Raw genomic sequence first — 23,241 nt, 5'->3', positions numbered from 1 at the left:
TGCAGCGGCTCCACCACCGCGACGTCTTTGTCCACCGTCGGTCATCCCGAATTTGCAGCATCTTTGCCATCTTAGGCAGCTATTAACCATCTGAAGTAAAAGTCTTAAATTTCGTAAACGGAAGCCAATCAGCTTTTCGTTTCTGTCACTAGAACGCTAATTTTTATACCCTCTCACTATCGATACTTGATAAGTATCGATAGTGAGCCATCTCGAGTCGCACATCACCTAGGAATGGCCCCATATTATGCTCCCTCCGCTCACCTGAGTTGGAGACCTGCCTTTTCCGCTGATCATCACTGCGCCTAGCGAGGATCCGCCGAAGCGCGATGTCTCGGGAAACCCAAACGACCGCCCCTTGCGTCCGCACGTACACTAGGTAGAATATAGACAAATAGGAACCAAGGAACCAAAAATGGCACTCAGCATTAAAGATATAGAGACGGAACGTCTTGCAAAGGCACTGGCCGAGAAGACCGGTGAAACCATTACCATGGCGACCCGCCGCGCACTGGAAGAGCGGCTGCGGCGGCTCGCAAACGCGGGAAATCGAGATGTACTTCTTGAGGAGCTTGCCGCCAGCCGTAGACGCTGGGCGAAGCTACCGGTGCTCGATAAACGCTCTGCCGACGAGATTTTGGGGTATGATGAAAACGGGCTCCCCAACTGATGGTGATTGACACGTCCGCCATCGTCGCCATCGCATTCAATGAACCGGAAGCAGCAATCTTCGAGCAAAAAGCCGTCGACGCCCCACGTCGCTTCATCTCGGCCGCGACAATCCTTGAACTCACCATTGTCATCGAGGCGCGCCTCGGCGAGGCGGGCACTGCCGAGCTCGATCTATGGCTCTACAAGGCCGGTGTCGAAATTGTCGCCGTCGACGCGGAACAGATTGCTGTCGCAAGGCGAGCCTGGCGCAGCTACGGAAAAGGCCGGCATCCGGCGGGTCTGAACTATGGGGACTGCTTCTCCTATGCACTCGCTAAAACGCGCAATGAACCGCTGCTCTTCAAAGGTGACGATTTCTCGCGAACAGACATAGAGACGGCATGACAATGCACCCCCGGCGACCGTCACGCCCAGACAGCGTTCCATGCTCAAGCTTGGCGACGAGCGCCAGCACCAGGCGGCGCCGATCCTTGTCGCCCTCTTCGCGGTCTTCGAGATGCTGCGAGTGCCAGTGATACGAAATAGGAAGACCGCGCCGCCCTTGATTTCAGTCGGCAGCATTCTTGTCCGTCAACAATTCGGCATTGAGATGATCGAGACCCGGCTCCATTTCGGACTTCTCGACCGCGGCGAGATCGGCGTCGCTCAGCTCTGCCGTGGCCTCGACGCGACGGTCGCGCCGCGACAGCCGCAGATAGTCCTCATAGGCGATGAGCACAGTCCGCGGCCGGCCATTCTTGGTGATGATCACCGGCTCGCGCACGGCGGCGTCCTGATAGGCACCGAAATTCTTGGAAACCGCCGCGGCGGTCACGGTCGACGTCATATCAACACTCCTTTTTCCGGAATATACGGATTTCCCGTAATTTCCGCAAGAACACCGAAGGCAGGACTGCGTTATGATCAACAACAATAGTGCGACGGATCCGAGCAGCCAAGCGGTGCACCGCCGCGCCGAGGAGCTCGACGCACTCGACGCCATCCTGCCCTTCGATCGCCGCGATCAGCTCGCCGCGCTGCTGACCGACGACGACGTCGCGACGCTCAAACATTTAGCCGGCGAGGGCATGAGCGAAAATACGCTCAGGGCGCTTGCCTCCGACCTCGGCTATCTCGAGGGCTGGTGCCGGCTGGCGACCGGCTCCCCCCTCCCCTGGCCCGCGCCGGAAGCGCTGTTGTTGAAATTCGTGGCACATCATCTCTGGGACCCGGTGAAACGCAGCGAGGATCCGAGCCACGGCATGCCGGCCGACGTCGAGGCCGGATTGCGCCTCGAGCGCCTACTGAAGGCCAACGGCCCGCACGCGCCGGGCACAGTGCGGCGGCGGCTGACCTCCTGGTCAATCCTAACCCGCTGGCGCGGGCTCACGGGCGCTTTCGGCGCGCCAGCGCTGAGGAGCGCGCTGAAACTCGCGGTGAAGGCCAGCAACCGACCGCGGCAACGCAAGAGCAGGAAGGCGGTTACCAGCGACGTGCTCGCCAAGCTGCTGGCCGTCTGCGCTAGCGAGCGCCTGGTCGATCGGCGTGACCGTGCCTTGCTGCTGACCGCCTTTGCCTCCGGCGGCCGTCGCCGCTCAGAAGTGGCGGGATTGCGGGTCGAGGATCTCGTCGACGAGGAGCCGGTGCGCGCCGACCCGAACGACAAAAACTCCCCTCCCCTGCCCTGCCTATCGATCCAGCTCGGCCGCACCAAGACGACGACGATCGACGATGACGCGCACGTGCTGCTCATCGGCCGGCCGGTGACTGCCTTGAAGCTGTGGCTGGCCAACGCCGGGATCAAGGACGGACCGGTGTTCCGCCGCATCGACCAGTGGGGCAACGTCGACCGGCGGGCGCTGACGCCACAATCGGTTAATCTGGTCCTGAAAGCTCGCGCCAAACAGGCCGGCCTCGATCCGGCACTGTTTTCCGCCCATGGACCTCGGTCCGGCTACCTGACCGAGGCGGCCAACCGGGGTGTTTCCCTGCCGGAAGCGATGCAGCAGTCGCTGCACAAGTCGGTGACCCAGGCGGCGAGCTACTACAACAACGCGGAACGAAAGAATGGACGAGCGGCCCGGCTCATCGTCTAAGCATGGCTACGCGCCGGGCATCGCTCTCGTACATCTCGCGCTGCAAACGGTCGGGCGAACCCGTCCTCCCGCGATCGCATGCAATCAGGCTCAGGCCTGGAGGTTATCCGCCGACATCTTGCCGGTTTTGCGATCCTTTACCAGCTCATAGGTGATCTTCTGGCCGTCGTTCAGACCACGCATCCCTGCCCGTTCGACTGCGGAAATGTGAACGAAGACGTCGGCGCTGCCGTCGTCCGGCTGAATGAAACCGAAGCCCTTCGTTGCGTTAAACCACTTTACCGTACCCGTCGCCATAATGTGTTCCTTTGATCAGGTGTCTTGCCGAGCGTCGGAGCTCGGCGCACGCTTTCCTTGCGCCAGCACTGATAAACGCTTCTGACCTCAGGGGAAAGCCGAACCCTGTGACCGCGTCACGATGCTCCCCGCCCTCCCCCATCGCCGCAGGGGAATCGCATATGGCGATTTTGAGGTTGTAATTGGCGTTAAAAGGGATTCTTTGAGTTGGCAGTTTGACGAAGGAGAACTGCCATTTCCTGTCTCGACGGTTATTTTGGCGCGGTACCGGATCCGCGTGCCGGCAATGCGACGCATCGGCTCGGCGATCTGATCGTGATGATGATCGCGGCCAGCCGGTGCGCGCCGATCCGGCCGACAAGAACTCCCCTTCCCTCCCCTGTCTCAGCATTCGCCTGGGTCGCACCAAGACGACCACCAGTGAGGACAGCCAGCATGTCCTGCTGATCGGCCGACCAGTGAGCGCCCTCAAACACTGGCTGGCGGAAGCAGCGATCAAGGAGGGGCCGGTGTTTCGCCGCACGGCTTAAGATCCGGCTATTTTACCGAGGCGGCAAATCGCGGCATCCCGCTTCCCGAAGCCATGCAGCAGTCGCTGCACAAGTCGGTGTGTTTAGCCCCTCCTCAACCCGTTCCTGATCAATCGGGCCAAGCCCATACCGCTGTTTGGTCCCGCGTTCGAAATACACGATATCGCAAGCTCTTGCGAAGTTCGCTTTGCCCAACTGAGTCATCGGATCATCTCGGGTTCGTCGTCGCCGGTGCGCCAGAAATCCGAACGCGTGTCTCGTGAAAGCCGGCAAGCTATGGCATCGGCCTCTCAGAGGCTTTTTCCCGAGTCTACAAGTATGGGCAATGAAAGATTTGGATTTAGCGGGCGAAATCGCTCGGCCTGCCCCGGAGCGAAAGGTGAGGCGAATTCAAACTCGACTTTCGCATCAACATAGCGTGCCACCGCGACCGTGAGGCAACAAAGCGAACGCAGACCAGGCCGGACGGCGTGCCTGATCATCCAACTGCCTAACGGCCCTCAGTCCGTTTGCCCTTCTTGTCACCGGTTGTTTTGGAAACGGTGCTCCTTTTCAGCCGCTTCGCGCTGTCTGGCTGCTTCGTCACCGTGGATTTCGGTGTTCTCGCCTGGGTAACGACTGTAGATTCAATGGTTCCGCCAGGAACCGCAGCATCCTTTAACACCTCAACGCCGTTTATTTTGGCTGACTGAACTTCGTTGGCAGCCTCGAACCAGTGCTCAAGTCCATCCCCTTCTGGTCGCCCTGCTCTCTCCCACAACTCATAGGCCCGCGTCCTGATCAGTTCTTCTTCGTCGGTCTTCATAGCAAACGGTCCTTGTCGATTGAGGTGGGAAATGATGGTGGGCGGCCGTGAAGCCTGATTGCATGTCTGACGAGGAACTTAGGTCGATCGGCGCGTGCTTCGCAACCGCCGCTAGTTTTTTCCGCGTTGCTTCAGCCGAATGCTGATGGGACCTCCCTCGGCCTGCTGCACCTCGAATTGATTTGTCTTCCGGATAAGATCGCTGAGCTTGCGGAAGCCGAAGGTAAGGTACGCGGATCAAAGTCCGGCACCAAGTTGAGCAATTGCTTGCCCACCGTGCCGATGGTTCACCCAAACCATCCTCGGTTTCCTCCTGCGAGAGCACCCTTTTTGATCAGCGGCACGGCCGCACCGGGTGCAGTTGTTTTTCAGCCGAGGGGGTACTCTGATCGTCCTTGATCGCTCCAGCCAGCAGGTTTTCGGTGACGAACCTGCGGCAGGCCTGCCGAAAGTCTTTTGTTCGCCGAAGCCAAAGACATCGATGCCCTGCTCGCGAATTCGTGCGGCCAATCGCGTGAAATCGCTGTCGGACGAAACGAGGCAGAAGCCGTCGAAGCGCCGCTGTGCAACAGATCCATGGCATCGATCACCAAGTTGATGTCGGAAGCGTTCTTTCCCGTCGTATAGGCGAACTACTGTTGCGGGATGATCGCGTGTTTGGCCAGCACGCCCAGGCTTTCGATCGTGTGCCCAAGAAATCTCCATAAATGAGCCGCACGCTCGCCTCGCCGATCTTGGCAACCACTTCGAACAGTCCGTCGACAATCTTGGCGAGGTGTTGTCGGCATCGATTAGGACCGCGAGGCGTGGTGATCGTGACTCTGACGGCATGATACGTTCCTCTCCTCGAGTCTCGGCACAGCTTAGCAGTCGCTTCGCGATCGTACTATCCGGCTTTCCTGCCGGCACCCTGGTTCGCCCGCATCAACGCCATCAGCATTGGTCCAAGCGAGAATATTCCCCGCCGCGCCCTGCCCGTTAGATCGCGTAGGTAACCACCGGCCGAGTTGATATGCTCTGCCCGCTCGAGGATGCAGGCGACCAGGGTGCCGGCGTTTTCAGGGCCAAGGACCTGGCATGCGTCCTGGTAGGCAGACGGGTCGACACGAAGCATCGTTCGCACGGTGGCGGCTGCGATCATCAGGTCGGGCCAACTCCTGATCGTCCCGCCGGGGCCGTAGATGACGATTTCGGGGCACGCTTTCAGCACCATCGCCAATGGGAAAGATCTGTTCGTCTTGCTTGCTGGCTGAACGGCCTGATTCGACTTTTCAACCGGCCGATCTCCAGAGCGAGGTTCAGATTCATGAAGGGATTCGGGTTTTGAACTCTGTATGTGCCGCTCAGTTTGATCGGGATTGCCGCTCACATGCGGCCGTTTTATTCGCGTTTTCAGCTCGTTAGCGATCAGTCCGCGCAGGCTCTCGATCTTTTCGACAACCGGCCCCAATTCCCCAACACTAGGCACCCTCGGAAGGCTGGCGATGTGGCTGCGGAACTTTTCCTCGACCGCTGCCCAATCGCCCGGCACGCTCTCGTCAATCGCGACCTCAATGAGTTTCGCGATGTCCCTCCGGCAGAGCGTCAAACGCTCGCGCAGCCGGCGCAGTTCCAGCCGTTCGGCTTCGACCTCGGCGGCCAGCCGCTCGATCTCATCCGCCCGGGCGAGCAGAGGTGCCAGCGAGAAGCCGAAGGCCTCGTCGATCGCTCCGCTGCGGGACTTGCGCGCATAGCGCTTGCCATTCGGGCTGTCTTTGCGGGTAATGAGCCCGGACTCGACGAGTAACGCAAGATGCCGTCTAAGGGTCGCTTCGGCCATGCCATGGGCTCTCCGTGACAGCTGTGCATTCGACGGAAACACTACCAGACCGGCTTCCCCGCTGAGCACATTCTCCGGATAGAAGCTCAAGAGCGCATTCAGGACGGCAAGCGCTCGCTCAGTGATGCCAAGCCGAGGCTTTGCCTCGCAGAGCGCGCGGAACAGCTTCCATTTGTCTGCCGACCTTCCGGGCGCGACCTCGCCCGAAATGAACTGACCTGCCAAGAGGGCAAGCGTCATCGACCGCCGCCCGAAGGGCGTCGTTACATTTCTACTCTCCATTTCCCTTCACCTTCGATAAGGCAAAAGAAACCGGCTCACCAAAAACGGTGCCAAAGACTCTTGACGGCGATTCGTGGAAATGCGATTCTCGATCTTGCTACAAATCAGAGGAAGGCTTCCACGGCTTTGTCGTTGGGGGCCTTTTTCTTTTGCGGATTAACCTCCTGATTTCGTCGTCTGGCTGCCACGGCTGGCACGCTGGATAAACTGGTCGTGCAGGTCCTCAATCTGGCCTGCAATAAATTCGACAAATCCAGCCGGCACAGACTTGTTGAATGTCAGCTTCGAACCGGACTTGCCGTGCTGAACCTGGCCGAGCACGAGACCATGGGCGATCAGCTCGCTTGTGCTCGACGATGTTGCGGCCGACTTTTCAGCCGTGCTCAGCGCGTCAAGGACTGCAGCAAAGCGCGATTCACTCGGGGAATTGCGAACAACGTCCTTGATGAGGACTGCCTCGGCGACCCGAGCTGGCTCCTTGTGTGATGACCAGCGAGCTTCAAAATCCAACCACCTGCGTCGTCCAATATCTGGAGCAGGACCGATCTGAAGGACGATGTCTCGCGGCAACGCCGTCGCAATCCTTATCATTTCTGACAGATGGGATTTGCCGGTGTTCAGAGAGTTGCAGATCACGTCGCGCCGATAACCGGCGAGCTCCTGGGACTGCGCGAAAAGGCAGCGCTCGATGAATGATAAATCGTGGCGATTGCTGTTCTCTTCGCCCTGAAGGACGATAGCCTCTTCATCGGTCAGTTCCCTGGCTATGGCCTTGAACTTAATGCCCAGGACTTTCGCAGCGGCCAGACGCCGACGTCCGAAGACGATCTGGAACCGCTTGACATCTCCCCGAACCGAACGGACGAGCCCGGGAGTGCTCTGCCCATGCTCCCGAATGGATTCAATGAGTTCGGCGATACTGGATTCATCGTATGCGGATGCGAAGCGATCAGGAATTGCAGATTCCATGATCTCGCTTGGTTCGATCTCGATGATCTGACCGCCGTCCTTCAGAAGGCGTTCAGCAAGCTCACTGCGTTCCTGCATTTGACGAACACCGGCGGCTACCTTGAGAAGGTGCGGCGACGTCGAACGGTGAAGCCCCGCGGTCTCGTTGGAATTTTCCAGCTGACCGAGGACATTGGCAAAGAGCCCTTTCGAATCCTTACGGCTCATTCTCTCCCCCACGCCTTCCAAAAGAGTGCTTCGAGTTCCGCGTTCGCGGCATTGATGGACTCGATTGCGCGATCATAGGTCTTTGGCGCGGAAAAACGTGATCTCTGCACCTCATAGAGACTCTGCTTCCACGTCAGTGCATCTGCTACTGCCGTGGACTTGATGACAGAGTTCAAAAGCAAATTCTCACCAAAGACCTGCCGCATCAGCGCCGACATGTTGGCCTGCGGATGGTCGTTAGGCTCGAACTTTGTGATCAGGAACTTGGCAAAATCCCACTGAGTCGAGGTGCCGACCTCATTAAGGATCTGCATGTAGGAAGCAGCCAGCTCCAGAAATTTTGCCGTTGAATCGACATCGAGCATGTGGGCCGGAACCGGAATGATCACACCGGTGGCGGCAGTCAGTGACGAGAGGGTCAGGAAGTTGAGCGACGGTGCGGAGTCCATGAGGATGAAATCGTAGTCATCCACCACTTGCTCCAGGGCCTGCGAAACACGAAGCAGGAAGCCCGTGCCGCCTGAGCGGCGCATCTCCAGCGCGACGGAAGTCTCGAACTCCGTCAGTTCTAGGCCGGCGCAAATGACGTCGAAACCGACGATATGGGTCTTGTGAATGATCGTTTTCGTCGCGATCGGGTCATCGAAGCGGATGGCAGAGTAGAGCGTGTCGCCTCCGCGATAGTCGAATTCGGGAAGGCTACCGTGGAGAGCCGTCAGGGAGGCCTGTGGATCAAGGTCCACTGCCAGAACGCGATATCCCCTCAGTGCCAGATAGTGGCCTAGGTGGATTGTCGTGGACGTCTTGCTCGATCCGCCTTTGAAATTCGTGACAGCAACGATCTGGCACTGCTCATTGTCGGTGCGACGCGGATTCATCCATTTTTTGCGACCATTGGCGCCAAGGGCCATTCTGAGCTCGAGCACCTGCTCGAGCGAATAGAAGCGCCTGCCATTGGCTATTTCCGGCGCTGGGCCTTGTTCTTTTGCGGCAACCTGTCGGATGTAAGCCTCGGTAACGCCGAGTAGGCCGGCAACTTCCGTGGATGTGAATTTGCGCATCGTGCGGCGCGCATCTGGAGGAAATTGGGCCATGCTCAGATTGTTCAAAGCCAATTCGAGCTTGGTCGAAAAGTTCTCCATGAAGGCGAGGCTGCTTAGGTGTCGCGTCATCAAAAGAATCCCTGGTGATTTTTACCATCACTTAATCAGTGGAATGGTTAATCGCCTGTTAACAACCCTGTAACTACTCGAATAGCCGCAAATTCGAAAAATTTGCGCAACTAAGGCGTACTCCGATTCGGCCTGATGCATCAATTCCACGCTGTGCACCAACACCGATGAGCTGAGGGGGCGTCGGGCGAAATGAAAAACTAGCCCCGCCTATTGCCTGATGTTGTTACCAATAGGATCGCCGCCGCCCCGAGGAGATGAATTCATTGTTATCATCCTGGTTCTCTGGATGGCGAGGCGGCTTAGCATGGCGAGCTGTCGGTTCGTCACCCACCAGACAATATCCCGTGCTTTATGGCGCCGAAGTTCGGGGAGCACTCGTAGTCTTGTGGGAGGCGTCTGAACGGCTCTGCTGGAAACGTCTCAAGCCGCTAGTTCCCATCCTGCGCCGGCCCTCGAGCGACATAGCCGACTAGATCTTGATGGCGAGCTTCGCGACAAGCTGCTGACGATCAGCGCGGTGACAATGGATCGCCTGCTCTCGGAAGTGCGTGCTGCGGCTCGCGGCGGGCAACGCCGGCGCCTCCTGCGGCGACTGGAACGATCCGCCGCCCGCATCTGTCAGGCAGACTTCGTGGCCCATTCCGGCACCTAGTCGTCCGGCAGTTTGTGCAGATAATGGTGCTGACCGATATCGCCACAGGACTGGAACGAGTGCGTGCCCGTGCAGACGCGCGAAAGCGGTGTTGTGATTGCTGCCATCAAGCGGGCGAGATAGCTGTGGCCCTTTCCGCTTCTAGGCGTTGACTTCAACAATGACAGCGCCTTCATGCCCGATCGCCCTCATCGCAGTGAGGCGGGTCGACTGGCTAACCGCCGAGAAGTTCCCCGCGGGGAACTTTAGGAACGCAGCGCCCTCCCGAAACGGAAAGTATTTGAGGTGTAATGTGGACTCCCGGCGCTGGCCGAGCCTCAAAGCAAAGTCAGCAAGGGAGCGTTGAGCGGACGACTAGGTCCTCGGCCTTACGCGTTCTGGTCCACCAACGGCTAAGAACGTGACGGCTGATGTTACCGCCCGAGAGAGCCCATCGATCGAGTGCGGCGCTCAAGCGGTCGCCGGAGAACTCCTGAGTGAACAAGTATATCTGAGCTTAGATAGCGGTCAGTCATGGACCGGCTGCGATCTCGCAGCAAACCTTGCACACGCAAGCACAGGGGACTGAGCCCTGTCCAAAGTTCCCCGCGGGGAACTTCTAAGGGAATGGAATGCTTGGGCCCGTGTCTATCTGACCCATGTCCGCGCCAAAGATTACGCCAACGGCTAAGGCGCCCGGACAAGATGGTGTCCGGTTCGACTAAGAAATTGCCCGCGGGAACTTTTGAGCCGCCTGTAATTCGCTGCAAGCATTGGCATCGTCAGAAACAGCTGCCAGCGCCCTTCCTTGCCTTTAGCTACCTGACGCAGCGCCGCCAATGCCTGCCGGCGGAAAGCTCCCAGCGGGAAACTTCACGATCCGAGAGACCGATCATGCGGAATCGCCGTTTCCAGCGACCGGCTCTCTATATTTGAGTTGGACGTACGCCGGGGCACGCGGTCGCTGGCTAACGCAGCTGAAAAGGTTCCCCGCGGGGAACGTTTAGCGAAACAGGGAAGGCGATCGCGATCGGTGACTAACTGCCACGCGCTGATCTTCGGCCCCGCAAGGACATTGGCACTTGAAATACAAAAATCCCCGGGAACTTTCAGCGACAGAAAAGTTCCCGTCAGGCCGCGAGGTGAGGGGTGACAGGCGGCCGCACAGCAGCGCGAAGAAGCCCGCGAAAACCATGAAGCGCCGAAGCAACACGTCCAGAAAGAATCAGGGGCAGGCGGTCGCATAAGCACGCGCCTGAGGGTCCTCAAGACAGGGATGTTCAAAGCTCTCGTCCCGAGACCAGGAATTGCCTTTCGTTTGTCGATTCGTAAGCGGGGAGGGCATCTGTGCGAACGGAGGCTCTGGCTAGCGAGGGGCATTCCTCGTGTTTCGGAGAACAGAGCATCCGCAGAACGCGACTAAGCGCGAAAAAGGGACCCCGCAACTCGCAACAGCGCCGGCGCGAGGCCAGCGACTCATCGCGGATAACTCAGGCCCCTCCTGTGATAAGTCATGGTGGGCGCCAAGGGAGGGCTTTACGGCCTCGGCGGCGCCCGGAGGCGCCACATTCTGCAGTTAACTTGGCGGTCACCAGATGTTGGGAGAGGGCGGCACACCGCCGTTGCCTTAGCGCAAGAAATGTCAGAGACTGCTCGCGCAGTCGGGGATTCGCCGCCGCGCCATGATGGTTGAACACCTCTGTTGATGCTGTTTCGCTGCTCCGGTAAGTGCTTGTAAGTCCAGGGCTTTCGATGCGATCCAGAAGCCATCTGGCCGATAATTTCCGTCACCTCGGGGTTTCTTGATCGCGGCTTCCCACCCGTACTCCCTCCAGGCCTTAGAAAAGTTCCCCGCGGGGAACTTTTCTAAGGAGCCGTTGGCCCCCACATTCGTTTTATCGCGAACATCGTACGCCTTGGATGTTGCCTTTGGTGCCGGCGAGCCGATCTGTCGACCTACATCGGCCCCTTCGCGTACGACCATCTACGCGTCTTCTCTGCGCGTCCTCTCAATAAGGCCATGAGCACCGGACCGAGCGAGAACTCGCCTCGCCGGGCCCTCCGTGTCAGATCCCGCAGATAGCCGCCGGCCGAATCGATGTGGCCGACCCTTTCAAGAGTAAACGCAACCAGCGTCGCGGCGCTTTCAGCGCCTAGCAGGCAGGCATCCTGATAAGCCGAGGGATCAACGCAAAGCATCGTTCGTACAGTGCGGCGGCGATCATCAAGTCGCGCCAACTGCCGATCGTTCCGCCGGGGCCATATCGATGCTTCCCGGGCAGGTTTTCAGCACTGTCGCCAAGGGAAAGGTCCTGTGCGCCTCCCTAGCCTGCTCCACGACCGGCTCAATTTTTTCGACCGGCCGATCTCCACGGGGAACCATGGCGGTTATCGGCTTTGCCTATGGGCTCTTTCAGAGCGCACAGGTGAAGCTCGTCCCCTACATAGTCGAAGACGAGAGGTTCGGAACGGCGCTCAGCGCAGGTTTTCCGGAGCAGATCGAATGTGCCGACCCCCGAGTGGTGCGCACTTTAGGGAGCTTTATCGCTAGCTTCCGCTCGGTCACCCCGGACGCCGTCGTCCAGAAAGGCTGTATCGATCGCACCTGCGCTCTGCTGCGAACCGTCCGCCCTTCGACCGAGAAGGTAAACGCCTCGTTTCGCGGTAATTCTCTGTTCGACAAGGCAAAGACAGCCACGGCAGCAGTTGAAGTGAACAACATCGTCGCCCTTTCCGACTGATCCTATCAAATCGACTGGACAGAGTTGAGCGTGACCGGAAGGGCGAGGAAACCGGGGTGTGTCGCTACAGAGGGATCGCGACGGTTACGCTCACGACGCCGCAGGACCAGTCCGTGGGCCGACTTAACCCGATAGGTCTTTACCTGACGGACTTCGACTGGACGGCACAGCTTTGACTCCGACTTCAAGGAGGGAACGATGAGACTGGCCGCTGCCCTGGCAGCCATGGGCGTTTGGAGCGGTGGGAATGCCCGCTTCTGCGCAAACTATGAACGCGGGCGAGGCGAAGGGGACCCAGACCTCCCGCGAATGGCGGGCTGGTACAGGAGTCGTCAGAAAGGAGCCGACGGCAAGGTCGTCTTTCTCTTCGGTGAAACTCAACCATTGGTCATCTGCTCGCCCTTGCAAGTCTGCGACATCGAGCTCGAGTGGCGAGCAGTTTGCGACGTGCGGGTAGGGGATAACCGTTCGGTGAAGAACGAGCCGGCCACGTCAGGCCCGGCAGAAGTTCAGACGATCCACCTCATCGTCAAGCCTTCGGAACCGGAACTCGTTACCTCGATGGTCGTCACCACATCGAGGCGCACCTATCACATCCAATTCAAATCTCATTTAAGCCAGTACATGGCTCGAGGTGGTTTCGAATACCCCTGCAAGACATTGGGAGCAAGCTCATCGATATCAACGCTCGGCTTGGCCCCACAAGCACGGGGATAGCGGCCGAACGGCTTGACTTCCGGTATTCCGTAGGGGGTACGGCGCCCTGGCGCGCGACCTGCGTCTATTCCGACGGGCAGAGGACCTACAATCCAGTTCCCGCGGTCGATTGGCGCTCTGCGGGGTTTCCGTTTTTATCTTCCCGCGCCAAGGGTTTAGCGCAAAGTCGGCAACTCCTTGGCCACGTATTGTTCCGGTGTAAAGCCATAAATCGAGGCTCGCACTCGGCGACTGACCGAGCGGTTACTCACCCAGTTGTACCCGACTCACATCGCAACACTTGGCAGAGCCCTAGGGAATAGACGGCATCGCTCGCTGGCCCGAGTTCCTCACGCGCGATCCGAAGCGGACAGAAAGAAGTTCAGGCGATTACGGCGAAATCTTGAGTTCTCTCGAAGGTTCCTGAACATTCAGATCGTACGCTGACTCTAGGGCGTAGCTTTTGTCAATGCTGCCGTGGCGGACGAAAGAGGAAGTTTACCCATTTTGAGCTGTCGATGTTTGTTCCGGATGGAAATCGGAATGAACGTGAAGATCAGTTGATCTTAGACTACCCAGCTTGCGCTGAGGAGCCCCTTGTCTGGCCCTTCGTAATGAGACAGGGATCAGGTAGGTCCGCCGGTGGTCACCATCAGGTGATCGCCAACTATTGTTGCGCAAGGATGAAGCAAGTTGGTGAATTTTCTATGTCGCCCCACGAGCACGGCAGCAACGTCCGGCCGAGGATCAATGGGCTCATTATCCCATGCTACTTAACTGCACCGCGGAAAGCGTTTCCCCGATTTTGTGTCGATTCGCTGACGTCATAGCCGAACCCGACGGGTCTCCTGCAGGCCTGCGGCGCTAAAGCTTCCCTCAATGTAACGTGAAAAGCATCGGTCGATCAGATGCCGGACGAAGCAGTAGTATCGATTACGAGATCCGCCCGTTCGATGATCGGGGGGAGCACGCAAGCGTCCCCTTCCCACCACGAGCGGTCGGCATTCCGATGAAGTGCGAAATGCTTTCCACCGACGTCCAAGGATACCTCGCATCGACATGCTGTTTTACCGCAGTAGTCTTCAGAATGCCCCATGCTGTTGCGCCTAACCGCCAGCGGATCGACCCAGGCGCGACAACGTCGTGGTCAACGACAACGAGTTGCTTGCAGCCATTGCGAGCGAGTTCGATCGCGACGGGAGCGCCAATGGCACTCAATCCGAGGACGGCCCCGTCTTGTTCTTCAAGTCACCGACAGAAGGTCGGAACGACAACCAGCGACGGGTTAGTGACCCTTTGATCCGGCCTCGCTGCGCGGAACGAATTCGCGGGTCCGTAGAGCTGTGGGAGGAGGTATCCCTCTCCCTTTGACGCCGGCGCTCAGTTCGGTCGACTGTATCGTCACCGAGATCGAGATGGATGTCGAGGAATTGTCGATAGCGCGTCGCTTGAAGGCGAGATTGTTCCGGACCCTCATCATGCCATTTCTCGCGCGAGGGAGGAGGGAAGCGGTCTTGGCGTCGCCGGGAAATGTTGCGGTCTTGCTGCTGGCTTGCAGTTCCGGGGGGAGGGGAAAGCCCCTCGTCGCGAGGACGTTTCCGTCTTCGTCGCGCCGCGGAAGGCGCTCCCTCCTCCCACTTTTTGTCGAATACGCGAGACGTACGGCTCCAGTTGCTGCGTCTCCGAACTGCCAGCCGGAGTCCACCAGCACGTAGCTGCCCTCGACAAATCCCTCGCAGTTGGGCGCCAGATAAGTTCCACCAGACCTCCATGGGCTCGCCTTGCGGATCCTCGGTGCCCGTTCCGTTCACAGCGGTTTCAAGCTGCCGCTCTAGCAACGTCGCTAAGGTCCATTCCGCCGACCAGAGGCTCGTATCCCGTCCGAGTAGACAGAGGGTCCCGCCGGCAGGTGAGCGATGCTCTTCACGAAAGGTCGACGGATCCCCGCGCAGCACCACCTGGGGACGAACGGATAGGTGTCGGGAAACGCCGCTTCAAGGGGCAATACGCGACCGTCGGAGAGAGGCCAGTCAAACGCAAGCCATACCACCCCTTCTGCAAGCTGAACTTCATCGAGACGGAGGGTGTCCCCGACGAAGGCGGCAAGGTCCTTCAATTCGAACTCGAATCTAACCCTTCCAGGCTGGTTCCCAATGGGAAACCAGACCCGGCTTCAGATCTCGGAGCCTTATCATGATGTCAGCCCACGGGACAATCCGGAGGCTTTGGGGGATTTTTGGGACCGGGAGGGACGCCATCCGGACGCCCCGGCCTCCCGGCGGTGGTTAGGGAGGCGTGTGCCTTGGAATTCCGTGATTCGGCGCTTTTGCCATCTAGGTCTCCATTGTCCGAGTTGATTCGGAAGGAACGATAATTCTGCAAAAAGAGCATTTGGAGCGCTAATCGTTTACTGACGTGTTGACTCGCGGATTTCAGCAAGTACTCCCGTTACCATGGATTGCCAGTTCAGTTCCTTTCCACCGTACTTGGTGGATGAAGCATATGCGGGACCATTGGCGAATTCCTGCAACGTCGTGTTTGATCCGCCGCAAACCTGCTTTGTCGTTGGGAAATATGCCGTTTCCTGCCGGCATCGAGCCGTCGTTTCGGTATGTGGCGTTCTTCTAAAGGCGCAATGTGAGCCGAAACCTGGGATCATTTCGAACGGGGAGAGGAAGCGGTTCAGTTGTTCCTCGATCGTCTCCGACAGAAACGAAAACGGTTATCGGTCGGCTTTCGCGCTCCAGATATTCACGCGGAGACTCACGTTCCTGCGACAGCAATTTGGATTGATGCTTCTTTATCCATTCCAGTTTGGAAATAGCGAAAAGTCGGATATTTTCGAGGCTCATGCGGGATGGCGCTGCGATGCGGACGCGACCGGTCGGCGGATAGACGCTCAAATGGACGTTCTTGACATCCTTGAATACCACGTCCACCGAAATGCCGCCGATGTCGAGCTGTGTGACCATCAATACTCCTTCTGAGCCTTGATAATCAGGAACACGCGCTCGACCTCGGCAAAGTCCTGCAACACCTTATAAAGGGCTGCCTTGATCTGTTGCTCGCGCGGCTGCACCCCGCGCCACCCGTCCGGGCGGCTGCTTTTCACCGCCTCGTCCACTTTCAGCGCCAGCTCTTCGTCCTGGCCCAGATTATTGTAAAGGGCGCTCGCTTGCCCGGCGTGTTTAGGCTGGGCGGCGCTTCGTGGGCTTGCCCCATCTCGATGCGCTGCGCGATTTCGGCGATGCGTTTCAGATATTCCTCGTACTCGATCGCCTTGGCCTTGCGGTTGGCGATGATCTCGTCCAGCAGCGCCGATATCTTCTCGTAGAAGGCCGGATCGTTCAGGTGCTCCTTGATGATCTTGCTGCGGACGTTGTTTTCAATTGTCTCGGCGATGGCATCCTTGTTGCCTTTGAGCCCTGCAAGCTGTGATGAAATGACCTCGGCAATGCCGGTCTTCACGATCAGCTCAAGCAGGCTCGTGCCGTCGAAGGGCGAGATTTTGCGCGGTTCGTCCGCCTCGATATAGGTGTTGGTCAGGTGCCGCATATCGGCCTCGTACGCCTTCAGGTCGAGGCTTTCGTTGCTCGCCAGGCGCACGGTGTCGCGGGCATTCAGGTAATGCTCAACCTGTTTCTTGATGCGCGCGACATTGGCGGCACTGTAACCGGCAGCATCCATCTCGTCGGCAATGTTGGCGTAGGCTCGTACGAGGCTGGCGGTCGCTTTATAAAGGGCGGCGCGCTGCGGCTCCCGTTCCTTGAGATCGGCGGGGATTTCAGTGTTGCCGCAAAAGAAACGGATGTACTCCAGTTCGCCCTTCGGCGGTTCCACGGGTTCGCACAGGAGCACGATGCTTTCCAGCGCCTGCTCGAGCCGCTCCTTGCCCTTTTTCAGCCGGTCATGCAGCAGGACATCGGGATCGGGACCTTCGGTCGAGCGGTCGAGTTCCGACGTGTACACCGCAATGGCATTCTCGACCTTTTTGAACAGGTCTTTGTAATCGACGATGTAGCCGAAGTCCTTGTCTTCGCCGTCAAGCCGGTTAGTGCGGCAGATGGCCTGGAAGAGGCCATGATCCTGCATCGACTTGTCGATATAGAGATAGGTGCAGGGCGGCGCGTCGAACCCGGTGAGAAGCTTATCGACAACGATCAACAGCTTCATAATCGCCGGTTCTTTGGTGAACAACGCGCCCGCGGCATAATCATTTGGCGTAATCGTCCTTCTTCTTTCGTTGGCGGAACGTGGCGACGTGCCAGCGGTTCGCACATCTATTTCCGCAGAAGCGACGCGAGCCTTTTTTTGATGTGTCGATGAATGCGTCTCGACAGGGATCGGCGACACAGACCCGCAATCTGGAAAGGCCATAACGCGCAACGGCCGATGCCAGGTTGACAGTGCTAGCTGTCCGGACTCGCTGGATCAAGGTGTCCGAGTTTGCCGCGGAAAAGGTCAGAGTCCCTCCTGGAGGCAGTGCCATGGTTACGGGAGCCCGGCTCAGCATCACGTTCAACTGCTCGATCGGCGCTGGGAAGATGCTCTGTTCTCACTGGATCCTCGAAAGCCGGTCGCTGCTCACCATTTCTGCACGAGCGTCCGAGAGATTCTGACTCAGATTTTGGACATCATCGCTCCAGATGCGGATGTGGTGTCCGCCGACCCAGGATGTCAACGAGTGCAGAACAGCACGAAACCCACTCGACGGGCCAATATCAACCACATTCTGGCAGTGCGGGGGATCGGTTCGGTGGAAGCCCAGGAGTTCGTCGAGACTGACATCGACAATGTGCTGACCCTCTTCGGCGTCTTCAATGAAGCGACGCATGGACTGCTGGCCGTCACGACTTCGGGAGGCTCACGAGCATTCGTCAACGCGTTGAAGGCGGGATCATGTTCCTGTCGGCTCTCGCAGTCCAGTGATGCTCGGGACTGCGGGCGTGTCGTAGCCACGGGGAAGTTTCGCAATGAATTCGTCCGCGCCGGCAAGCCGAGCGACGCGCATGACTGCCTCGCGCGACATCGCCGGGTTAGCGAGCGCGATGTTGTCGACGTCGGGGGCGTTGTGCGCGTAGCGGAAGCTGACCGACTTGAAGGCGATCGCCCGCGCGGCGGCGGCAGGCTGACGGTCGCGGCCGAACGTGGTTCCATCGGTGACAGCCGGGCAGAAGGGCAACGGTGGATTGGAGCGAAGTCGAGGAGGCGATTCGGGTAACGGATCGGTTCTGATCGTTTTGCCTTAGGGAGAGAAACTGCCGCAGCACCTGCAGGCCGGCGTTGATCTTGTGGCGGAGGTGTCACCCTTGGCCGCGCACCATCTGGCCGTGGCCATCAAGGTGGCGCATAAGCGGGGCGTGACTACCGGGCAGGCGGAGCAGCTTTACGCCTCATGCTGTTGCGCGGGTTCGTGGTGAGGCGGAGAACGCTCAGGAGCACAGCCATGCCAATGTTCAAGTTGCCACTCTCTGGCGACGTTACTCAAACTATCGCACCCTGGGCGGCGCTATTCAGCCCATTCAACAACCAGTACAGCGCCATCACCGTCAACTTAGGTCGGTCGAGCGCACCCGCTGTCGAGGAAGAGGTGTTGGCCGAAGTTGGCAGCTACGGCAAGCAACTCGGCCGTATCGGCGATGCCCTGCTCGTTCTCCTCAAGCATTTCCGGCCAGAGACGCCACTTGCATCGGATGAGCAGGAGGCGATCGACGCTTTGAAGCAAATGCTCGACGAGATTGCCACGATCAAGGAGCATCACCGGCGGGAGGTTCTTCGGCCGTAGGCGTAGATCGTCAATCGGCAGGGGTGTTGCCACGTTGGAAGTTGCCGTGGCCGCCCCGGTACCGTCCAAGGCGTGAGAAGGCTCGTTTGCGTAAGATTTGTCGGCAAAAGAGGAGGATGACACCAGGAACCAGAAGAGAATGGATATTGCGGGGAGCGCTTCCATCCTCGGCCGCATGACCCGTATGTTCTGGCAGCTAGGAATCAACGAATTTTTATCAAACGCGTTGCAACCAGTAGTTTCGTAGGGATGCGTTAAGGCGTCGTTTTACGCTATAACTCTTATATCGACGAACAGTAATGCAGTAATCGCCGGATGATCCCCTAGCTCTCGCCAACAAGCTGGCCTTGTGACGAAGAAATGCGTGGCATCTCCCTTTTCAAAGTCAGAACGGTGGAACGTTCCCGGGATGGAAGAACGAGGATGCAGTGGCGATTGGGCGCTGTAAAAGCATGTGCGTATCCCAAGTAGCTTCGTGTGAATTCGCACAAAGAACTTTCTTGTTTTCTGTCCACTGCTACAAGCATTGAAGAATTCGACGTCACAAAAATATAGATAAACGTTTCGCTTGCGCATTTCGCGGCAAGCATCTGCTTTTTCATTGCAAATTCAACTTCGTCTAAAGGAGGACGACCATGTCGCTTGCGCTTGCCATTCGAAAAAACGCAAGATCCATTGCAGCTACGCAGAACACGTATAAGCAAAACGTTGCCATGGTGAATACCTACGTCACCAGCGTGCTCACATCCAAACTGCCAACCTTGAGCCAAAACCCGCCAGATTGGCAGGATTTTGTCACCGCTTACGAACAAGCGAACAGCGATGCCCTTAGCTGGGTCAACAACGTGATGGCGCGTCTGCTCGACGTACCGTCTGAAGTCCAGGATTACAACAACATCATCAGCCAATTGCTGACGGATGCCCAAAACCAAGCCCAGATACTGGTGAGCGATCCATCGAACAAGACTGCCCTGTCGATCCTTGACAGGGACCTCGACAGTCTCTCGAAGCAACTCGCCATCGTCGTCACCTTCATCTCGGGAGCCGTGACCGCCGTACAGAATTTCGGCGACACGCTCCCTGACATGGCGACGCAATTGCAGACCATCGCAACAGCTTCGGCCCAGGCTGCGAACGCCGATCAGGCTCAGATCGACCAGCTCAACGCCGACATCCAATCACTGCAAGCCGAAATCAAAAGCCTGACCGCCGCCATTATCGCGCTCGGGATTGCCGATGGTGTGGCCTTGACGATTGGTGTCGTGGCAACCATCGCACTATGGCCGGTGGGTGCTTTGGTGTGGTTCGTAATGGGACCGGCGGTTGCCGTGGCCACCACCTACATAGCGCTTGACGGCTTAAAAATCACCGCCGACAAGAACAAGATCGCTGCGGATGAGAGCGCCATCACAGGCCTGACGGCCGACGTGGCCACCCTTCAGGTACTTACGACAAACTACGCCAACATGGCCAGCGAGACGCAGCAGATCGAGACCGCACTGCAGGGTGTCCTGCAAGAATGGCAGACGCTGGAAAGTGAAATCAACGCGGCCATAAGCGACTTGAAGGCCGCCATAGCCGATGCCGGTTCCTCGAACTTCACAGCCGTCCTGAACGAGGTTAATGACGCGGTCACGGAATGGAACGCCGCCTATAATCAGGCCGGCGCGCTAACACTCGATTTGCAGGTCAACAACGCTCAACTGCAACTTGGCATGTCTTCGGCAGATGTGCAGGCCGCACTGTCAAGCGGCCAGACTGTCAACATCATTCAATATTACAACCAGATCCAGTCCTCCAAATCGATCGCGGCATAACGGTACGATCACGGCATACGACGGGAAGGCTCCCGACCGGTTTCGGTTGCAGGAGCCTTCCTATCGCACGGCCAATACGAAATCTGTGGGGCGGTGCCGGCTTCTACCTAAAGCACGTCGCGGTTTTTAGGATTCAGGATTGAACTAACCCGCTGACGCGCGCGCGAGCGCTGGCTCGCCGACCGTGAGGCCGATCTGTTGCCGGTGCCGTATTTCCATGTCGTGTTCACCGTGCCGGCCGAGATCGCCGCGATCGCCTATCAGAACAAGCGGCAGGTCTATACGATCCTGTTCGAGGCGGCCGCCGAGACGCTCAAGACCCTCGCCGCCGATCCCCGGCATCTCGGCGGCGAACTCGGCTTCCTGGCCATCCTCCACACCTGGGGGCAGACGCTGACCCATCACCCGCATCTCCACTGTCTCGTCCCCGGCGGCGCCCTATCCGCCGATGGCGGGCGCTGGATCGCCTGTCGCCGCCGCCGTTTCTTCCTGCCGGTCCGGGTGCTCTCCCGGCTGTTCCGCCGCCTGTTCCTCGAGCGCTTGCAGGCGGCGCAGGCGACCGGAGGCCCGCGCTTCTTCGGCGCCCTCGAACCGCTTGGCGACGGCAATGCCTTGGCCCGGGCGCTGCGCAAGAAGCGTTGGGTCGTCTATGTCAAGCCGCCGTTCGGGTCGCCCGAACGGGTGCTCGCCTATCTCGGCCGCTACACCCATCGCGTCGCCATCGCCAACAGCCGCCTGATGAGCGCCGACGACACCGGCGTGACCTTCCGCTGGCGCGACTACCGCCACGGCAATGCACCGCGCTCCATGACGCTGGCGCCGCACGAGTTCATCCGCCGCTTCCTGCTCCACTGCCTGCCCGACGGCTTCCACCGCATCCGCCATTACGGCTTCCTCGCCAACGGCATCCGCCGGGCTCGGCTCGCCGTCATCAAGCGATTGCTGGCCGATGCCCCGCGCCGGCCCGAAGACCGTCGGCCCGAGCACCAGCGCGCGCGCCCTTCGATCCCGCCGTCTGTCCCTGTTGCGGCGGCACCCTGCGCATCACCGCCAGGCTGCCGCGGGCGCGACCATGGCCCGACACGTCATGAGTGCACGCCGCCGCGCCCATTGGTCCCGACAGCCTTGCTGCACCGGCCCCGGTCGGTGCGACAGGGGCCCGTGTCCCTTGCGTCATCCCGCTCCGGTTCCGGCTCTGCCAAAGCCGCGGTCAAGACCGCGGTGTTCCCCGCAACCCCAGCGCTGGATGTCGCCGCACTGCGGCATCGCCCTTGCCACAGCGACGCGCGCCATCGATACCGGCGTGCCAAGAGCAAACGCCGCAGCACAAAACCCATAACGCCGTGCCAGCGTCAGCGGGCCAGTTCAATCCGGCTTCAATGAGGTCGCGCCCGGCGTCCGGTCGCCAGCGCATCCCCGCGCGACCTCACAGAACCCTCCAGATTGAACTAACCCGCTGACGCGGGAGCGGTGGGTGTTTGGAGGCGTGGTCTCCTGATGGGATGTTGGGGTGTTGAGAACCAACCCCTGACCAGGAGACCGACCGATGACCGACGCCCCGGCAGCGGTGAACCCGCTGCGCCGCTGCATGATCGACGACATGACGCTCCGCAACCTGTCGCCGGCCACGCAACGATCCTACCTGCATGCCGTGACAAAGTTCAGCCGTTATTTCGGCCGCTCCCCGGATCGTCTGGGGCTGGAGGATGTGCGCGCTTTCCAGGTGTACCTGGTGTCGCAGGGCATCTCCTGGCCGGCGCTCAACCAGACGGTTTGCGCCCTGCGGTTCTTTTACGGCGTGACGCTGGACCGGGCGGAGATTCCCGAGCGGATTGCCTATGCGCGCACGCCGCGCAAGCTGCCGGCGATCTTGAGCGCCGACGAGGTCGTGCGCTTTCTCGAAGCGGTGCCGTCGCTGAAAGCGCGCACGGCGCTGACGACCGCCTACGCCGCGGGCCTGCGCGCCTCGGAGACGGTGAGCCTGAAGGTCGCCGACATCGACAGCCAGCGCATGGTGATCCAGGTCCGTCACGGCAAGGGCGCCAAGGATCGCACGGTGATGCTGTCGCCGCAGCTGCTCGGCATCCTGCGCACCTATTGGCGACTGGCGCGCCCGAGGAACTGGTTGTTTCCCGGACGGGGCGACAAGCCGATCGATGTGCAGGTGCTTTATGCCGCCTGCCGTTCGGCGACCAAGGCGGCGGGATTGACCAAGCGGGTCAGCGTCCACACGCTGCGGCACAGCTTTGCCACCCATCTGCTTGAGAGCGGCGTCGATATCCGCATCATCCAGGTGCTGCTCGGGCACACCAACCTGTCGACGACGGCGCGCTACACGCAGGTGGCGACAACCACGATCGCCCGGACTGAGAGCCCGCTCGATCGGCTGCGCCTCGAGGTCGTGCCGCCGGCCTGAGACCGCGCCATGCGACCGGCGCTGGAGGTGGCGGAGATCTTCCGCCGCCATGGCTCCGCTTATACCCAAGCCCATGCCGGTCATCTCGGCCGGGTGGAGCGCCGCGTCATGGCGGCGATCGAGCTGTGCCGGACGGCAGCGCTCGGCGGCCATGTCGAGACCTGCGAAGACTGCAACTTGAGCCGCGTCGCTTATAATTCCCGCGCGACCTCATTGAACCCTCCAGATTCCCAAATCGGATTGGCTGTGATTCCCTGCCTTCGACGGGAGGGACACGATGGGCAAATCACATCCGATTGCGTTGCGCGGCCGAGTCATTGCCTT

Annotated in this window: 18 protein-coding genes and 11 pseudogenes; 12 read left to right on the top strand and 17 right to left on the bottom strand. The window is 59.3% G+C overall.

The window, feature by feature from the left end; all coding sequences use genetic code 11:
• The first annotated feature begins 415 nt into the window (after positions 1 to 415).
• Entirely contained in the window at positions 416 to 670 is a 255-nt protein-coding gene (locus QN219_RS31615; protein ID WP_284004376.1) for a type II toxin-antitoxin system VapB family antitoxin, read from the top strand.
• Positions 670 to 1,056: a type II toxin-antitoxin system VapC family toxin gene (locus QN219_RS31610; RefSeq protein WP_284004375.1), complete on the top strand. Its 387-nt coding sequence runs from the start codon at positions 670 to 672 to the stop codon at positions 1,054 to 1,056. Before QN219_RS31615 ends, QN219_RS31610 begins: the two co-directional genes overlap by 1 nt.
• Before the next feature lie 34 nt (positions 1,057 to 1,090).
• On the opposite strand, the pseudogene QN219_RS34410 reads toward QN219_RS31610, so the two are convergent.
• Both QN219_RS34410 and QN219_RS31605 read right to left on the bottom strand, forming a co-directional pair.
• A pseudogene (locus QN219_RS34410) lies at positions 1,091 to 1,233 on the bottom strand (plasmid maintenance toxin (PemK-like)); the annotation flags it as partial.
• A complete protein-coding gene (locus QN219_RS31605; protein WP_284004373.1) occupies positions 1,220 to 1,498 on the bottom strand; it encodes a type II toxin-antitoxin system Phd/YefM family antitoxin in 279 nt (92 codons plus the stop codon). The gene QN219_RS31605 and the pseudogene QN219_RS34410, both read right to left, overlap by 14 nt.
• A 73-nt stretch (positions 1,499 to 1,571) precedes the next feature.
• Between QN219_RS31605 and QN219_RS31600 the strand changes: the two genes are divergently transcribed.
• The gene (locus QN219_RS31600) at positions 1,572 to 2,747 is read left to right on the top strand and encodes a tyrosine-type recombinase/integrase (protein WP_284004372.1); all 1,176 of its coding nucleotides are present in this window, start codon (positions 1,572 to 1,574) and stop codon (positions 2,745 to 2,747) included.
• A gap of 90 nt (positions 2,748 to 2,837) precedes the next feature.
• Here the strand turns inward: QN219_RS31600 and QN219_RS31595 are convergent, their stop codons facing one another.
• Entirely contained in the window at positions 2,838 to 3,044 is a 207-nt protein-coding gene (locus tag QN219_RS31595) for a cold-shock protein (RefSeq protein WP_284004371.1), read from the bottom strand.
• Between the two features lie 266 nt (positions 3,045 to 3,310).
• On the opposite strand from QN219_RS31595, the pseudogene QN219_RS31590 reads away from it, so the two are divergent.
• Positions 3,311 to 3,663 (top strand): annotated as a pseudogene (locus QN219_RS31590) (integrase); the annotation flags it as partial.
• Here QN219_RS31590 and QN219_RS31585 read toward each other — a convergent pair.
• The 8 genes and pseudogenes from QN219_RS31585 to repC (QN219_RS31550) form a co-directional block, all read right to left on the bottom strand.
• Positions 3,638 to 4,056 (bottom strand): annotated as a pseudogene (locus tag QN219_RS31585) (glutathione S-transferase N-terminal domain-containing protein); the annotation flags it as partial. The pseudogenes QN219_RS31590 and QN219_RS31585 sit on opposite strands and share 26 nt — an antisense overlap.
• A gap of 8 nt (positions 4,057 to 4,064) precedes the next feature.
• Entirely contained in the window at positions 4,065 to 4,379 is a 315-nt protein-coding gene (locus tag QN219_RS31580) for a DUF2934 domain-containing protein (protein ID WP_284004370.1), read from the bottom strand.
• A 111-nt stretch (positions 4,380 to 4,490) separates the two neighbouring features.
• A pseudogene (locus QN219_RS31575) lies at positions 4,491 to 5,210 on the bottom strand (NYN domain-containing protein).
• Positions 5,211 to 5,265: 55 nt separating this feature from the next.
• Complete coding sequence (gene repC / locus QN219_RS31570; protein WP_284004369.1) at positions 5,266 to 6,480, bottom strand: plasmid replication protein RepC; 1,215 nt, start codon at positions 6,478 to 6,480, stop codon at positions 5,266 to 5,268.
• Positions 6,481 to 6,636: 156 nt separating this feature from the next.
• A complete protein-coding gene (gene repB / locus QN219_RS31565; RefSeq protein ID WP_284004368.1) occupies positions 6,637 to 7,656 on the bottom strand; it encodes a plasmid partitioning protein RepB in 1,020 nt (339 codons plus the stop codon).
• Positions 7,653 to 8,828, bottom strand: coding sequence for a plasmid partitioning protein RepA (gene repA, locus QN219_RS31560; RefSeq protein WP_284004366.1), 1,176 nt, complete (start codon positions 8,826 to 8,828; stop codon positions 7,653 to 7,655). Before repA ends, repB begins: the two co-directional genes overlap by 4 nt.
• Positions 8,829 to 9,300: 472 nt before the next feature.
• A complete protein-coding gene (locus tag QN219_RS31555; protein ID WP_284004365.1) occupies positions 9,301 to 9,471 on the bottom strand; it encodes a hypothetical protein in 171 nt (56 codons plus the stop codon).
• Between the two features lie 1,947 nt (positions 9,472 to 11,418).
• Positions 11,419 to 11,776 (bottom strand): annotated as a pseudogene (gene repC, locus QN219_RS31550) (replication initiation protein RepC); the annotation flags it as partial.
• 67 nt (positions 11,777 to 11,843) lie between these two features.
• Here repC (QN219_RS31550) and QN219_RS31545 point away from each other — a divergent pair.
• Both QN219_RS31545 and QN219_RS31540 read left to right on the top strand, forming a co-directional pair.
• Positions 11,844 to 12,379 (top strand): annotated as a pseudogene (locus QN219_RS31545) (VirB8/TrbF family protein); the annotation flags it as partial.
• A gap of 71 nt (positions 12,380 to 12,450) precedes the next feature.
• Positions 12,451 to 13,031 (top strand): annotated as a pseudogene (locus QN219_RS31540) (TrbG/VirB9 family P-type conjugative transfer protein); the annotation flags it as partial.
• Between the two features lie 801 nt (positions 13,032 to 13,832).
• Here the strand turns inward: QN219_RS31540 and QN219_RS34405 are convergent.
• From QN219_RS34405 to QN219_RS34395, 5 genes and pseudogenes are all read right to left on the bottom strand, one after another.
• A pseudogene (locus tag QN219_RS34405) lies at positions 13,833 to 14,129 on the bottom strand (ThiF family adenylyltransferase); the annotation flags it as partial.
• A 1,394-nt stretch (positions 14,130 to 15,523) separates the two neighbouring features.
• Positions 15,524 to 15,751 (bottom strand): hypothetical protein, encoded by a 228-nt coding sequence (locus QN219_RS34400; protein ID WP_405052301.1) that lies wholly within the window; start codon positions 15,749 to 15,751, stop codon positions 15,524 to 15,526.
• Between the two features lie 119 nt (positions 15,752 to 15,870).
• On the bottom strand, positions 15,871 to 16,023 hold the full coding sequence (locus QN219_RS31535) for a hypothetical protein (RefSeq protein WP_283979567.1): 153 nt from the start codon (positions 16,021 to 16,023) through the stop codon (positions 15,871 to 15,873).
• A 2-nt stretch (positions 16,024 to 16,025) separates the two neighbouring features.
• Positions 16,026 to 17,072, bottom strand: coding sequence for a UvrB domain 3-containing protein (locus QN219_RS31530; protein WP_284004364.1), 1,047 nt, complete (start codon positions 17,070 to 17,072; stop codon positions 16,026 to 16,028).
• A gap of 40 nt (positions 17,073 to 17,112) precedes the next feature.
• Positions 17,113 to 17,388, bottom strand: coding sequence for a CGNR zinc finger domain-containing protein (locus QN219_RS34395; RefSeq protein WP_405052300.1), 276 nt, complete (start codon positions 17,386 to 17,388; stop codon positions 17,113 to 17,115).
• On the opposite strand from QN219_RS34395, the pseudogene QN219_RS34390 reads away from it, so the two are divergent.
• A pseudogene (locus QN219_RS34390) lies at positions 17,275 to 17,676 on the top strand (hypothetical protein); the annotation flags it as partial. The gene QN219_RS34395 and the pseudogene QN219_RS34390 sit on opposite strands and share 114 nt — an antisense overlap.
• A gap of 168 nt (positions 17,677 to 17,844) precedes the next feature.
• Here the strand turns inward: QN219_RS34390 and QN219_RS31520 are convergent.
• Positions 17,845 to 18,062: pseudogene (locus tag QN219_RS31520) on the bottom strand (type I secretion system permease/ATPase); the annotation flags it as partial.
• Between the two features lie 283 nt (positions 18,063 to 18,345).
• Between QN219_RS31520 and QN219_RS31515 the strand changes: the two are divergent.
• The 5 genes and pseudogenes from QN219_RS31515 to QN219_RS31495 all read left to right on the top strand — a co-directional run.
• On the top strand, positions 18,346 to 18,684 hold the full coding sequence (locus tag QN219_RS31515) for a hypothetical protein (RefSeq protein WP_284004361.1): 339 nt from the start codon (positions 18,346 to 18,348) through the stop codon (positions 18,682 to 18,684).
• A 635-nt stretch (positions 18,685 to 19,319) separates the two neighbouring features.
• Positions 19,320 to 20,501: a hypothetical protein gene (locus QN219_RS31510; RefSeq protein ID WP_284004359.1), complete on the top strand. Its 1,182-nt coding sequence runs from the start codon at positions 19,320 to 19,322 to the stop codon at positions 20,499 to 20,501.
• A gap of 162 nt (positions 20,502 to 20,663) precedes the next feature.
• Positions 20,664 to 21,500 (top strand): annotated as a pseudogene (locus QN219_RS31505) (transposase); the annotation flags it as partial.
• A gap of 547 nt (positions 21,501 to 22,047) precedes the next feature.
• On the top strand, positions 22,048 to 22,917 hold the full coding sequence (locus QN219_RS31500) for a tyrosine-type recombinase/integrase (RefSeq protein WP_284004358.1): 870 nt from the start codon (positions 22,048 to 22,050) through the stop codon (positions 22,915 to 22,917).
• 9 nt (positions 22,918 to 22,926) lie between these two features.
• Positions 22,927 to 23,241 (top strand): transposase zinc-binding domain-containing protein (locus QN219_RS31495; RefSeq protein WP_284004357.1); only part of this gene is annotated, 315 nt, incomplete at its 3' end.

Origin of the sequence: Sinorhizobium sp. 8-89, assembly GCF_030124325.1 — a bacterium.
In the GTDB taxonomy this organism is placed as follows: Bacteria; Pseudomonadota; Alphaproteobacteria; order Rhizobiales; family Rhizobiaceae; genus Sinorhizobium.
Note: the sequence above shows the minus strand (reverse complement) of the source record. Positions and strands in the feature narration are given on the sequence as shown.